Annotated in this window: 13 protein-coding genes; 11 read left to right on the top strand and 2 right to left on the bottom strand. The window is 43.3% G+C overall.

What is annotated here, in order from left to right; genetic code table 11:
* The first annotated feature begins 284 nt into the window (after positions 1 to 284).
* Entirely contained in the window at positions 285 to 1,625 is a 1,341-nt protein-coding gene (gene mgtE / locus DQM55_RS07300; protein WP_111675980.1) for a magnesium transporter, read from the top strand.
* Between the two features lie 47 nt (positions 1,626 to 1,672).
* On the opposite strand, the gene DQM55_RS07295 is transcribed toward mgtE, so the two are convergent.
* Both DQM55_RS07295 and DQM55_RS07290 read right to left on the bottom strand, forming a co-directional pair.
* The gene (locus DQM55_RS07295) at positions 1,673 to 1,864 is read right to left on the bottom strand and encodes a hypothetical protein (RefSeq protein WP_002900625.1); all 192 of its coding nucleotides are present in this window, start codon (positions 1,862 to 1,864) and stop codon (positions 1,673 to 1,675) included.
* 68 nt (positions 1,865 to 1,932) lie between these two features.
* A complete protein-coding gene (locus DQM55_RS07290) occupies positions 1,933 to 2,943 on the bottom strand; it encodes a lactonase family protein (protein ID WP_111675979.1) in 1,011 nt (336 codons plus the stop codon).
* A 241-nt stretch (positions 2,944 to 3,184) separates the two neighbouring features.
* Here DQM55_RS07290 and DQM55_RS07280 point away from each other — a divergent pair, with 241 nt between their 5' ends.
* From DQM55_RS07280 to DQM55_RS07230, 10 genes are all read left to right on the top strand, one after another.
* Positions 3,185 to 3,457, top strand: a complete 273-nt coding sequence (locus DQM55_RS07280) for a YgdI/YgdR family lipoprotein (protein ID WP_002895853.1) — start codon at positions 3,185 to 3,187, stop codon at positions 3,455 to 3,457.
* Positions 3,458 to 3,485: 28 nt separating this feature from the next.
* Positions 3,486 to 4,751 (top strand): efflux RND transporter periplasmic adaptor subunit, encoded by a 1,266-nt coding sequence (locus DQM55_RS07275; protein WP_072073777.1) that lies wholly within the window; start codon positions 3,486 to 3,488, stop codon positions 4,749 to 4,751.
* A complete protein-coding gene (locus tag DQM55_RS07270; protein ID WP_002895848.1) occupies positions 4,738 to 5,412 on the top strand; it encodes an ABC transporter ATP-binding protein in 675 nt (224 codons plus the stop codon). The genes DQM55_RS07275 and DQM55_RS07270 overlap by 14 nt, the downstream gene beginning before the upstream one ends.
* Before the next feature lie 12 nt (positions 5,413 to 5,424).
* The gene (locus DQM55_RS07265; protein ID WP_111675978.1) at positions 5,425 to 6,642 is read left to right on the top strand and encodes an ABC transporter permease; all 1,218 of its coding nucleotides are present in this window, start codon (positions 5,425 to 5,427) and stop codon (positions 6,640 to 6,642) included.
* Between the two features lie 21 nt (positions 6,643 to 6,663).
* Complete coding sequence (locus tag DQM55_RS07260) at positions 6,664 to 7,320, top strand: response regulator transcription factor (protein WP_002897805.1); 657 nt, start codon at positions 6,664 to 6,666, stop codon at positions 7,318 to 7,320.
* Positions 7,317 to 8,690, top strand: a complete 1,374-nt coding sequence (locus DQM55_RS07255) for a sensor histidine kinase (RefSeq protein ID WP_111675977.1) — start codon at positions 7,317 to 7,319, stop codon at positions 8,688 to 8,690. The genes DQM55_RS07260 and DQM55_RS07255 overlap by 4 nt, the downstream gene beginning before the upstream one ends.
* Positions 8,691 to 8,860: 170 nt before the next feature.
* Positions 8,861 to 10,039: an AI-2E family transporter gene (locus DQM55_RS07245; protein WP_111675975.1), complete on the top strand. Its 1,179-nt coding sequence runs from the start codon at positions 8,861 to 8,863 to the stop codon at positions 10,037 to 10,039.
* On the top strand, positions 10,026 to 11,255 hold the full coding sequence (locus tag DQM55_RS07240) for a tetratricopeptide repeat protein (RefSeq protein WP_111675974.1): 1,230 nt from the start codon (positions 10,026 to 10,028) through the stop codon (positions 11,253 to 11,255). Before DQM55_RS07245 ends, DQM55_RS07240 begins: the two co-directional genes overlap by 14 nt.
* A gap of 147 nt (positions 11,256 to 11,402) precedes the next feature.
* Positions 11,403 to 12,122: an acetolactate decarboxylase gene (gene budA / locus DQM55_RS07235; protein WP_111675973.1), complete on the top strand. Its 720-nt coding sequence runs from the start codon at positions 11,403 to 11,405 to the stop codon at positions 12,120 to 12,122.
* A gap of 74 nt (positions 12,123 to 12,196) precedes the next feature.
* Entirely contained in the window at positions 12,197 to 12,694 is a 498-nt protein-coding gene (locus DQM55_RS07230) for a flavodoxin family protein (protein ID WP_111675972.1), read from the top strand.
* Positions 12,695 to 12,818: the final 124 nt, after the last annotated feature.

Raw genomic sequence — 12,818 nt, 5'->3', positions numbered from 1 at the left:
GGATTTTTTTGATTTAGGATCAAGCCTAATTGATGAGAGGGAGATTTATTACCTTTTCCTAGAAAATTGCCTAGAAGTACTGTGTAGGGCTGGTCATGCTCTTTCCCTTGAAAAATTGGGGGACAAGATGATAGCTTTTGCTAAGGAAAATATAATCAAGTAATCCCTGCGTTTCCTTGTGACTACATGCTTGGAAAAGTGAGCGATTTATTGAAGATTTTATAGCTTTCTTGTATCAAAATCAGTCTTTTATGGTATACTAGCAAAGTGGAAGGAGGAGTACAATGGAAGAATTATTAAATCAGGTCTTACTATCACAGGATAGTGAAGTTTTCAATCAGATATTTGACGATTACTATCCCATTGATATTGCTCTTTCTTTGGAGGCCTTGGAGGATGAGGAAGGGAATCTTCTCAAAACCTTTACAGAAATGGCTAGTGATGATCAATTGGTAGAGATTTTAAAAGAAGCCGAGCCGGAGTTGCAACGACAGATTATCCAATCGATTTCTTTCAAACGTACCAGCACTCTTTTTCATCTTATGCCAGATGATGATGTAGTAGATATTTTGGGTTACTTGAGTGTGGACTTGCGTAAGCAATACTTAAGTATGATGAAAAATACCAGTCAAGAGAATTTGAAAGCTATGTTGGCTTACGATCCTCAGACAGCTGGTGGTCTGATGACGACAGAATTCATCACCTTAAATGAAAACCTGACCGTCTCAGCAACTCTCAATAAATTGAGGGAGATTTCGCCCAATACAGAAGTTATTGATACCTTATTTATTAGAAATGTGCATCATTCGTTAGTTGGCTGGATTGATATTCGTGATTTGTTTATTCATGATGCGGAGATGAAACTCAGTGAATTTATGAATACTCAGATAGTGAGTGTAACGCCAGAGGTTGACCAAGAGGAAGTGGCACAGCTTTCTGCCAAATATAATTTATCTGTCGTACCGGTCGTCAATCATCGGCAGGTATTGCTAGGAATCATCACTATTGACGATATCGTTGATGTTTTGCAGGAAGAGTATCAAGAAGATATCTTGCGGATGGGTGGTGTCCAAGAAAGTGAAGAAATTGGAGGACCTTTCAAAGAATCACTCAAGAAACGCTTACCTTGGTTGATGATTAACCTAGTGACAGCCTTTCTAGCTTCTGCGACAGTGGCACTTTTTGATGATACGATTTCAAAAGTTGTAGCATTAGCAGCGATTAGTCCTATTATCACAGGAATGGGAGGAAATTCTGCCTCTCAGACACTTGCTTTAGTTATCCAGGGAATTGCCTTGGGGAAACTGGATCTGAAAGAAGATCGGAATTTAGTATTCAAAGAAATTGTGTTAGCTTTGGTTAATGGTTTCTTTACTGGTTTGATTGCAGCGATTGTTATGTTTGTCTTCTATCAAAATTTCTATCTGTCTGTTATTGTGGTATTGGCTATGATGATCAATCTAGCATGTGGGGCTCTATTTGGTTACTTTGTACCACTGATTATCAAGACACTGCATCAGGATCCAGCTCTAGCCTCAACCATTTTCATTACCACGGCAACAGATGTGTTAGGTTATCTAGCTTTTCTAGGCTTAGCACAAATTTTCTTACCATTGATTATATAAAAAATGATACACAAAAAACGCTTGATTTTTCAAGCGTTTTTGTTTTCTTAGTTGTCGAACAAACCTTTAACTTTATCAATAGCACCGCTGGCCATTTCATTTCCAGCTACTAATTTTTTAGCTTGTTCTAGGTATTCACCGAGTTTGTCTTTGTTTTCTTCGATAAACTTTTTGGCGCCATCAAAGTCTTTCTTTTCAATCATTTCTTTTACTTGGTTAAATAAATCTACTGGATTCATAGTTGTTGCTCCTTAGTAATTTTTTATACTATTTAATCAAATTTCTAATAGAAAGACAAGAATTCTGCTTATTTAAAGGTCACACAAACAGCTTCGGGAACGTAGAAATCGTGGGAGATTTCTGTTAATTTTCCACTCTCTGCATCGCGTTTGAAAATAGTTGCATTATCAGAGTCTTGATGGACGGCGATGATATGGTTTTGATCTGGTGTGATGTTGAAATCCCGCGGATTTTGACCATTGGTAGGTGCAATCTGGATTAACTCCAAACTGCCGTCAGCTAAGATTTTGTAAACGGCAAGAGAGTCATGGCCGCGGTTGGAACCGTAGAGGAACTTGCCATCAGCAGACAGACGGATAGCAGCTGTTCCGTTTGCACCTTCAAAGTCCTCTGGTAAGGTGGAGACAGTTTGCAGGTGTTCAAAATGGCCGACTCCATCGTAAATTAGGACTTCAATAGTAGAATTAAGCTCACAAATCAAATAGGCGATTTTATAATGATGGTGGAAAACGATATGGCGGGCACCAGCTCCAGCGGCACACTTGTAGGTATCCAGAGGAGTAATCTTTCCGTCTTCAGCAACATCATAAGTGGTTACTTCATCAGTTCCCAAGTCGCAGGTGATCAGGTATTGATCTGGTGTAAGGTCAGCATAGTGGACGTGGGCTGAAGCTTGGTTGGCATGCGGTCCTTGACCTTGATGGATAGCTGAGTCAGCCAGTTCCAGTCTGCCATCAGCCAGTCGTCTGTAGACCAAGACTTGTCCCTTATGATAATTGGCACCGTAAACCAAGTCGCGTTCTTCGTCAACTGCCACATAGCAGAGCGGAGCTCCTTCTTCAACGACATGGTTGAGGAGCTGACCTGCCTTGTCAAAGGCTGCAATTCCCCCCTGTCCGTCCTTTGCCCCAACAGAATAGAGATGTCCATCCTTATCAAAGGCTAGGTAGGTTGGACTGGGCTCTTCAGCAACCAAGGTTAAGTTTTCTAAAGTTCCTTTGTTAGAATTAAAATCTGCCTTGTAAATTCCCTTGGAATCTCTGCGAGTATAGGTTCCAAAGTAAACTGTTTGTGTCATGACATTACCTCGTGTATATTTAAATTGCTTGCTACTATTATATCATAAAAGCAGATAATAGGCCTGAGAGCGGAGGATTTGCCTGATTTTCAAAAGAATAGTATTGATTCGAAAAAACAGATAAAAAACAGATAGCGGGTAGGAAGGGGATAGATGGCTTTGTTAGAATAGAATTGTTCAAAAAACAAATACTGTCAGGAAGCAACAAACTTCCTGCTTGCTAAAACAAAGGAGAAATCAAATGAACGTTAAAAAAATTGCTATGCTCGTTGCTCTTATTGGAATGTCAGGATTCTTTTTAGCCGCATGCGGAAATAAAGAAGCTGATAACTCAGAAATTAAGGACGGGAAACAAGTGGACTTCCAGAAGGATGCTGTTGATAAGAAGACCAAGACAGTCGATGGCAAAGAAGTGACAGAATACACAATGCCTGATGGAAATGTTATCCAAATCCCAGCAGATGGTGAAGAAATTCCAGAAGATGGATCAGGATCTAGCTCAGAAGCTGAATAAAGATTAAAACATGTAGGTTGGAGGCAATATGTTTCGAAGAAAAAAAATGAATCGTAAGACCATTCTATTGGGCAGCACGGTCATTCTTGCTTGTGCTGGACTGGGAGGCTATCTGTATTTTAGACAGATCAATCAACAACAGGCCATGAAAATGGTAGATAAGACGATTGATTCGCTGACAGTCCAAGAAGCTGTCAACAACAGTAAAAAAACAAGCCTGGTTTTATCTGGGGAAGTAGTTGCCAACAATAGCAGTAAGGTCAAGATTGACCCTTCTAAAGGGGAAGTCAAGGAAGTATTTGTCAAAAATGGTGATACCGTTACGCAAGGACAGCCGCTCTTTTCCTATGTGACAGAGCAGCAATTGACAGCCCAGTCGGCTCAATATGATGCCCAGTCCAAGGCTAATGGCATCACAGCAGCTCAAAATAGCGCTGCGATTAAATGGGAAACCTATAATCGTAAGTTGGCCAGTCTCAATGCTCTCAAAGACAAATACAATTCCAGTCAGGATGAGTCATTGCTGGAGCAGATTAAGTCTGCTGAAGACGAGCTGGCTCAAGCGCTGAGCGATGCTAAGACTGCGGATAATGAAGTAACGACAGCTCAGATTGAGGCCGAAAAGGCTCAGGTGACAGCTCAGACAGAATCAGACCGGATGAAGTATGATACTGTGACTGCAGATACAGCAGGAACAATTACCTCTATGAATGAAGATTTGCCCAATCAGTCCAAGGCTAAAAAGGAAGAAGAAAACTTTATTGAGATTATGGACAAGTCCAAAACTCTGGTCAAAGGGACTGTCAGTGAATTTGACCGTGAGAAGCTGAGTGTCGGCCAGAAAGTGGAAGTAGTGGATCGCAAGGATCCTAAGAAACGCTGGAGTGGTACAGTGACTCAGGTCGGCAGCCTGACAGCAGAAAATACTTCCAATAATAATGGTGGGAATAAGCAACAGGAAAATCCCAACCAAGGTAAGTATCCTTATACTGTTGAGCTGGATCAAGGTGGTGAAATGCCGCTGGTTGGCTCCCATTCCTATGTCAACATCGTGGAAAATGCTCCCGAGGCAGGAAAGGTAGTCGTCAATAAAGCTTATACTTTCAGTAAAAACGGCAAGACCTATGTCTGGAAGGTAGAGGGTAAGACTCTGAAAATGCATGAAGTCAAGACCAAGAAAGTTTCTGACCGTTTGGTGGAGATTACAGAAGGTTTGACTATGCAAGATACCATTTCGACCCCAAGAGCAGGTATGGAAGAAGGGATGGAGGTAGGACAGCATGTTAAAGCTTAAGGATATCCACAAATCTTATCAACAGGGCAGTCAGGAATTTCCAATTTTAAAAGGAATTGATCTGCATGTGAAAGAGGGGGATTTTCTGGCTATCATGGGACCGTCTGGATCTGGCAAGTCCACTCTGATGAACATTATCGGCTGTCTGGATAAGGCAAGTTCAGGGACTTATCATATTGAAGGGACCGATGTGTCTGAGCTGTCTGACAATCAGCTGTCCGATTTGCGCAATCAGAAGATTGGCTTTGTTTTTCAAAATTTCAACCTCATGCCCAAGCTGACAGCCTGTCAAAATGTGGAACTGCCTCTGACTTACATGAAAATTCCTAAAAAAGAGAGACGGGAGCGGGCTCTGGAAATGCTGCGGTTGGTCGGGCTGGAAGAAAGAAGTGATTTCAAGCCTATGGAGCTGTCTGGTGGTCAAAAGCAGCGGGTAGCCATTGCACGAGCCTTGGTAACTAATCCCAGCTTTATCCTTGGTGACGAACCAACGGGGGCTCTGGATACCAAGACCAGTGTGCAGATTATGGATCTTTTCAAGCAGTTTAATGATGAGGGCAAGACCATTGTCATCATTACCCATGAGCCGGAAGTAGCCCAACTCTGCAAGCAGACGGTTATCCTGCGGGACGGTAATATAGAGAGCAAAGCGATAGGATAGAAAGGAAGCTGTATGGAAGATATTTTTGTAGCTCTGAATTCAATCTTGTCGCATAAAATGCGCTCTATGCTGACCATGTTGGGGATTATCATCGGGATAGGCGCTATCATCGCTATCTTTTCTATCATTGAGGGAAATACGGAGAATACCAAGCGTCAGCTCATTGGCGGAAACAATAACACAATCAAGGTTGTCTATGACAAGAAAAGCGCCATCGATCCAACCATTCCAGAGAAATCTCAAGCTCAGAAGCCTTCTTATATTCCCTTTATGGGAGAGGATGTGCTGAGTAAGATTAAGGAAATCTCTGGGGTTAAGAATGCTCTGCTGACCTATGGTACAGATGAGAAGATTTACTACCTGAGTCAAAAGTCATCTGGGAAGATTCAGGCTGTTTCGCAGACAGCCGCTGACATCAAGCAGCAACGTCTGCTAGAAGGTGAAGGATTTGATTCAGAAGCCTTTAAAAATCAAGAGCAGGTGACCTATCTGGAAAAGTCACTTTATGACAGTCTTTTTCCAAAGGGCGATGGTATCGGCAAGTATGTGGAAGTCTTGGGCAATCCCTTTAAGGTTATTGGCGTGTTTGAGTCGACTGAGCAGAGTGGCTTAACAGCTGGTGCAGAAAAGGTGGCCTATATTCCCCTGCAGCAGTGGCATCGGATTTTTGATACCATTAATGTCAGTCCAGAAGTAACTGTCCAAACCCACAAGGCTGATGATTTGAAGAAGGTTGCCAAGAAGGTCAGTGATTACCTCAATCAGCAAATGCCACCGTCAGACTATATGTTTGGTGTGCTCAACCTGCAGGAATTTGAACGGCAGCTGGATAATCTCAACAAGTCTAACTTCGTCTTGCTAGCAGGTATTGCCAGTATCTCCCTCCTAGTCGGAGGTATCGGTGTTATGAATATCATGCTGGTTTCAGTGACAGAGCGGACTCGTGAAATCGGGATTAAAAAGGCTCTGGGAGCTCGACGGAAGATCATTCTCAAGCAGTTCCTGATTGAGGCAGTTATCCTGACTCTGATGGGAGGAATTATTGGCGTGGTGGCTGGTATCGCCTCGGGCTTTGTCATCACCCAGTCTCTAGCCTATCCGTATATTCTATCCCTCTTTTCTGTCTTTGTAAGTTTGCTCTTTTGTTGTATAATAGGAGTAGTATTTGGGCTCCTGCCAGCTGTGAAAGCATCCAAGTTGGATCCGATCGAAGCCCTGCGATTTGAATAGGTAAAGGAGAAAAATCTAAGTATGCACAAGATTCTAGTGGTGGAAGATGATACGACGATTAATCAAGTGATTTGCGAGTTTTTAAAGGAAAGTCAGTATGAGGTAAGGCCAGTCTTTGACGGAGGCGATGCTTTGCAGGCTTTTGAAGAAGAGCCCTTTGATCTGGTCATTTTAGATATGATGCTGCCGACCAAGAGCGGTCTGGAAGTACTGAAGGAAATCCGCAAGACTTCTCAGATTCCGGTCATGATTTTGACAGCTCTGGATGACGAGTATACCCAGCTGGTCAGCTTTAACCATCTCATCAGTGATTATGTAACCAAGCCTTTTTCACCGCTAATCTTGGTCAAACGGATTGAGAATATTCTGCGCAGAAATACGGTTGCTTCAGAGATTGCTGTTGGCGACCTGACGGTTTCTATTGATGACTGCACGGTTTACTGGCAGGGTGAGAAGATGCCTCTGACCAAGAAAGAATATGAAATCTTGCAGACTCTGGCTAAGAGGAAGGGCCACTTGGTGACCCGAGATCAGCTGATGAATACTATTTGGGGTTACAGCGAGCTGGATAGTCGGGTACTGGATAATCATATCAAGAATATCCGCAAAAAGATTCCTGGTGTGCCGCTGAAAACCATTACAGGTATGGGCTATCAGCTTGGAGGAGAAGACAAGTGAAAATTGTCAAAAAGAACTTTCTTCTGACTTCCTCTATCATTTTCGTGGTGGTGACTATCGTTCTAGCCAGTCTTTACTTTGCCATGCCAGTGTATTATCAGCAGGTTAAGAGTGGAGAAGCTCAGCGGGAATTTAACCAAGTTTCCAAGCAAGTCAAAGGGAAGTCCAGTCAACAAATCGGCGAACTGTTGAGTGATTATAGTAAAAAGAGCAATCTGATTTGGTTTACCTTGCTTGCGAAAGACAATACGATCCTCTATCCCTCTCTTGAGGCAGGAGATGAAAGTTCTCTGCAGCTGACTATCGTCCCAACAATTGCCAACAGCGACTATGAGAGCAAGAGTTTATCAGAAAGTTTTCGAACTTCTGATGGTAAAGAAGTTGTCCTGAGAGGGGAATACTCCTTACAGCCGGTTTCTGATGCCAGTCGGATTTTGCTCAATCTCTATCCATTTGTCTTGCTTGTGTCTCTGAGTCTAGGTGGTCTGGCAGCCTATCTCTACAGCCGGACTTCCAGTCAGCGAATCAAAGCCATCTCTAAGAGCACCCGTCAAATGACGAGTCTGGCTCCAGATGTGACCTGTCAGGTCAAGGGGCGCGATGAGATTGCCGAACTGGCCCAAGACATCAATCATCTCTATGCCAATCTGCTGACTAGTATCGAGGCTCTGCGCCTAGAAAATGAAAAGGTTGCGGAAAGCGAGCGGGAAAAGGCTGAGTTCTTGCGAATGACATCGCATGAGCTCAAGACACCCATTACCAGCATGATGGGGATGGTTGATGGCATGATCTATGGAGTAGGAGAGTTCAAGGATCGAGACAAGTACTTGCAGAAGTGCCGAGAAATCCTAGAGGAGCAGTCGGAGTTGGTCCAGTCTATCTTAGCCATTTCTAAACTGGAGATGAAGACTGAAACTGAACAGGAAGTCTTTTCACTCAAGCAGGTCTTGGAGGAAAATCTGAGCACCTATCGAGTTTTAGCAGATGTCAGACACTACCATTTTCAAGTTGAGCTGGCAGAAGCGAAGGTCAAGGGGAACCGCACCTATCTGCTCAAGGCTATCAAGAATCTTCTGGACAATGCCTTTCATTATACAGTAGAAGGCGGACAGATTCTACTCAGGCTGGAAGAGCATAAGCTAGTCATCGAAAATGAGGCAGAACGAGTTTTGAACAAAGACCAAATTCAGCAGATTTTTCAGCCTTTCTACCGGCCAGACTACAGTCGCAATCGCAAGGATGGCGGAACAGGTCTGGGACTCTTTATCGTTCAGCAAATTTTGGACAAGCATGGTCTGCGATATCAGTTTGAAACTGTTGATGGGCGGAAAATGCGCTTTAGCATTTCTCTGCCGGCTGTCGAGAAATAGCCTTGCATTCTAGCTGGCCTTGCAGGAACCGAAGAGAGAAGTCAGAAGCTGTATTTTGCGAAAAATACAAGTCTTCTGGCACCTCTCTTTTTTTGCTTTTCCCTATAGCTGAGCAGAGAATTTTTCTCTGAAAAATGTTACAATGAAATGACAAGTTAAAGGAGGAGAATATGGAGCACAAAGAAAAAGATTTTAGCCTATCTTGGTTTTTTAAATGGTTTTTAGATAACAAGGCCATTACAGTATTTCTAGTAACCCTTTTGATGGGACTGAATATTTTTATACTGAGTAAAATCAGTTTTATTTTTAGTCCAGTCATTGAATTCTTGGGAGTGATTATGCTGCCGGTTATTTTAGCTGGTCTGCTTTATTATCTGTTAAATCCGATTGTTGACTGGATGGAAAAGCATAAGATTAATCGACTGGTTGCTATTACTATTGTCTTTGTTTTAATTGCTTTTTTGATTATCTGGGGCTTGGCTGTTGCTATTCCTAGCTTGCAGCATCAGGTCATGGCCTTTGTCAGAAATGTTCCAGCTTATCTGAAGCAGGCTGACAAGTTCATCGACGATGTTGTGACCAAGTATATTTCGGAGGATTTCAAGCCGCAGATTGAAGAATACACTAGTAATCTGTCTAGCCAGATTACTGATTGGGCCAGCAATTTTTCATCGCGGGCAGTTAACTGGGCGGGGAACTTAATCAGTACAACTTCGCAGATTGTCGTGGCTATTATCATCATGCCATTTATCCTTTTTTACCTGCTGAGAGATGGGAAAAATCTGAAAGGCTATGTGACCCAGTTTCTGCCAACTAAATTCCGAGAATCCTTTGGTCAAGTGATGACGGATATCAACAGCCAGTTGGCCAACTATGTGCGTGGTCAGGTGACGGTTGCTATCATTGTAGCTCTGATGTTTATCGTTTTCTTCAAGATTATTGGTCTGCGCTATGGTGTCACTCTTGGAGTAATTGCCGGCGTTCTCAATCTGGTGCCTTATCTGGGCAGCTTTTTGGCTATGCTTCCGGCTCTGGCAATCGGTTTGATTGCTGGCGGTCCAGTAATGCTGGCTAAAGTCATTGTTGTTTTCATCGTTGAGCAGACTATCGAGGGGCGTTTTGTTTCTCCTCTGGTCTTGGGCAGTCAGCTCAGTATTCATCCAATTACGATTTTATTCGTATTATTGACTTCTGGCACCATGTTTGGCATTTGGGGCGTTTTCCTGGGAATTCCTGCCTATGCTTCAGCCAAGGTTGCCATTGCGGCCATCTTTAAGTGGTATCAGAAAGTAAGTGGCCTCTATGAAGCCGATTTTGAACAAGAAGGAGAAATCAGTGAGCAAGAGTGAGCAAATGTTGGCAGCTTTACAGGAGCAGGACCTAGCTCTGGCTGAACGCTATTTCGAGCAAGCCCTGACTACAGACAGCGAAGAAGAATTATTGGATTTAGCCGATTACTTAGAGAGTATCGGCTTTTTCCCTCAGGCCAAGCGTATTTTTGAAAAGTTGGCTCCTGACTATCCGGCTTCTTATATCAGCTTGGCAGCTATTGCCAGTGACGATGGGGACTTGGAGCAGGCTTTTGCCTATCTGGAGGAGATTCAGCCAGACAGTGACTGGTATGTTGCTGCTCTCTTGGCTAAGGCTGACCTCTATCAGCTAGAGGGGCTTCCTGATGTAGCTCGTGAAAAATTAGCTCAGGCAGCAGAGCTGACTGATGAGCCTTTGGTAACCTTTGGTCTGGCTGAGATAGATTTGGAGCTGGGGGATTTTTCACAGGCGATTAAGGAATACGCCCAGCTAGACAATCGCTCAATCTTTGAGCAAACAGGCGTCTCAACCTATCAGCGGATTGGGGTCTGCTATGCCAGCCTTGGAAAATTTGCAGCTGCCATTGAGTTTTTGGAGAAAGCAGTTGAGCTGGAGTATGACGATGCTGCGGTTTATGAGCTAGCGACTATTTTAGCGGACCAAGAAGAATACCAAAAGGCCAATCTTTATTTCAAGCAATTGGATACTCTGTCACCGGATTTTGAAGGCTACGAATATGGCTATGCCCTATCTCTTCATGCGGATCATCGGACGGCTGAAGCCCTGACCCTTGCCCAGCAGGGCTTGGCTAAGAATCCTTTTGAGACTCGGCTCTTGCTTTTAGCCTCACAGCTTTCTTATGAACTTCATGATGAGAAAGCGGCTGAAAATTATCTTTTGCAGGCTCAGGAAGATGCGGATGATTTGGAAGAGATTGCCTTGCGACTGACTACTCTTTACTTGGAGCAGGAGCGTTATGAGGATATTTTAGAATTTGCAGAGCAAGAAGTCGATAATGCCTTGACTCGCTGGAATCTGGCGCGTGCTTATCAGGCTTTGGAAAATCTGGAAAAAGCAGAGGAACTCTATAATCAACTGGCTCGTGAATTGCAAGATAATCCAGAGTTTTTGGAGCAGTATGTCTATCTTTTGCGTGAACTAGGCAGATTTGAAGAAGCTAAAAGAGCTACTGCTTCTTATCTAAGATTAGTGCCTGATGATGGGAGTATGCAGGAGCTTTATGAAAGCTTATAACAGCTGAAGAAGCACTCGCTCAGCCATTTCCCGCGATTTATGGTATAATGATTGGCATAGAAATTCAGTAGCCAATGTAATAAAGATGAAAAAAACTTAGCTGGATGGGCAATAATATTTTTAGAAGAGAAAGATTAAGGAAAAAGAATGGCAGAACCAATCAAATTATTTCAATATAATACTTTGGGAGCCTTGATGGCTGGTCTTTACGACGGCAGTATGACTGTTGGGGAGTTGCTGCAGTATGGAGATTTGGGCTTGGGGACATTGGACTCTATTGATGGTGAGCTCATTGTTCTCAATGGTAAGGCTTATCAGGCAAAGGGATCTGGAGAAGTGCCAGAAGTGGTTGAGGTGTCACCAGATATGACAGTACCTTACGCGGCAGTTGTTCCCCATCAGGCGGAGGTCATTTTCCGTCAGCGCTTTGAGATGGATGACAAGGAGTTGGAAAAGCGGATTGAGTCTTATTATGATGGAGAAAATCTTTTCCGCTCTATCAAGATTCACGGTGATTTCACCCATATGCATGTTCGGATGATTCCCAAGTCTACGACGGAGCGGAAGTTTGCGGAAGTAGCGGTTAACCAGCCTGAGTATCGTAAGGAAAATGTCACAGGCACCATCGTTGGTATCTGGACTCCTGAGATTTTCCACGGGGTCAGTCTGGCAGGCTATCATCTGCATTTTGTATCGGATGATCTGACTTTTGGCGGACATGTTATGGACTTTGTCATCAGGGAAGGTGTCGTCGAGTTGGGTGCTGTAGACCAGCTGGATCAGCGTTTCCCGGTACAAGATCGCAAGTATCTCTTTGCTAAGTTTAATATGGATGAGATGAAAGAAGATATGGAAAAGTCGGAATAAATAGTAGGGGTGAGCATTGTTTGCTCCCCTCTTTTTTGATATAATTGGAAAAAGAATAGAGGAGAAGAGAAGCTATGATTTATTTGGTAAACGCCAGCCCGAATAGGAATGGTAATAGTTTTAAGTTGGGGCACTTTTTTCTGCGGGATAGAGATTATGAGGCACTTCAATTAGTGGACTACCACATTGAGCAATATGGCCAGTCAGCAGAAAACGACCAGTTCTTTCAAGTCTATGAGCAGCTGAGTCAGGCTGATGTGCTGGTCTTTACCAGCCCTATTTATTGGTGGTCTTTTTCAGGTCTGCTAAAAACTTTGTTGGACCGAGTAGCTGATGTGCATGAGCCGCAGGCAGTACTCAAGGGCAAAAAGGTGTTTTTCCTCCTGCAAGGTTCTCAGCCTAGCAAAGAAATTGAAATGCTGGACTACGTGATGAGCCGCTTTTGCCAGAACTGCGGACTCGAATATGAGGGGCTGGCAGTGACTAATCATAAGCTAAAAGAAATCGAAGGTTGGGAATTAGCAGCCCTGCAGGAAAAATTAGATAAGGTTTTATCAGAAAGTCAAAAGTGAGAAGATTCGTTTGCGGATCTTCTTTTTTTACTATAAAAATGGAGTCTTTTTTTTATGTGTCTATTTTTGGACACTATGCCCCTCAACTACAGTCATATCCATGGCTAACTATATATAAATGTTG

Origin of the sequence: Streptococcus sanguinis (genome assembly GCF_900475275.1) — a bacterium.
In the GTDB taxonomy this organism is placed as follows: domain Bacteria; phylum Bacillota; class Bacilli; order Lactobacillales; family Streptococcaceae; genus Streptococcus; species Streptococcus sanguinis_N.
Note: the sequence above shows the minus strand (reverse complement) of the source record. Positions and strands in the feature narration are given on the sequence as shown.

What these genes read in the sequence shown, in the direction of transcription:
- DQM55_RS07295 (WP_002900625.1), bottom strand. Translation starts at nt 1,864, where the DNA reads ATGAATCCAGTAGATTTATTTAACCAAGTAAAAGAAATGATTGAAAAG.
- DQM55_RS07265 (WP_111675978.1), top strand. Translation starts at nt 5,425, where the DNA reads ATGGAAGATATTTTTGTAGCTCTGAATTCAATCTTGTCGCATAAAATG.
- DQM55_RS07290 (WP_111675979.1), bottom strand. Translation starts at nt 2,943, where the DNA reads ATGACACAAACAGTTTACTTTGGAACCTATACTCGCAGAGATTCCAAG.
- DQM55_RS07270 (WP_002895848.1), top strand. Translation starts at nt 4,738, where the DNA reads ATGTTAAAGCTTAAGGATATCCACAAATCTTATCAACAGGGCAGTCAG.
- budA (WP_111675973.1), top strand. Translation starts at nt 11,403, where the DNA reads ATGGCAGAACCAATCAAATTATTTCAATATAATACTTTGGGAGCCTTG.
- mgtE (WP_111675980.1), top strand. Translation starts at nt 285, where the DNA reads ATGGAAGAATTATTAAATCAGGTCTTACTATCACAGGATAGTGAAGTT.
- DQM55_RS07245 (WP_111675975.1), top strand. Translation starts at nt 8,861, where the DNA reads ATGGAGCACAAAGAAAAAGATTTTAGCCTATCTTGGTTTTTTAAATGG.
- DQM55_RS07275 (WP_072073777.1), top strand. Translation starts at nt 3,486, where the DNA reads ATGTTTCGAAGAAAAAAAATGAATCGTAAGACCATTCTATTGGGCAGC.
- DQM55_RS07280 (WP_002895853.1), top strand. Translation starts at nt 3,185, where the DNA reads ATGAACGTTAAAAAAATTGCTATGCTCGTTGCTCTTATTGGAATGTCA.
- DQM55_RS07230 (WP_111675972.1), top strand. Translation starts at nt 12,197, where the DNA reads ATGATTTATTTGGTAAACGCCAGCCCGAATAGGAATGGTAATAGTTTT.
- DQM55_RS07260 (WP_002897805.1), top strand. Translation starts at nt 6,664, where the DNA reads ATGCACAAGATTCTAGTGGTGGAAGATGATACGACGATTAATCAAGTG.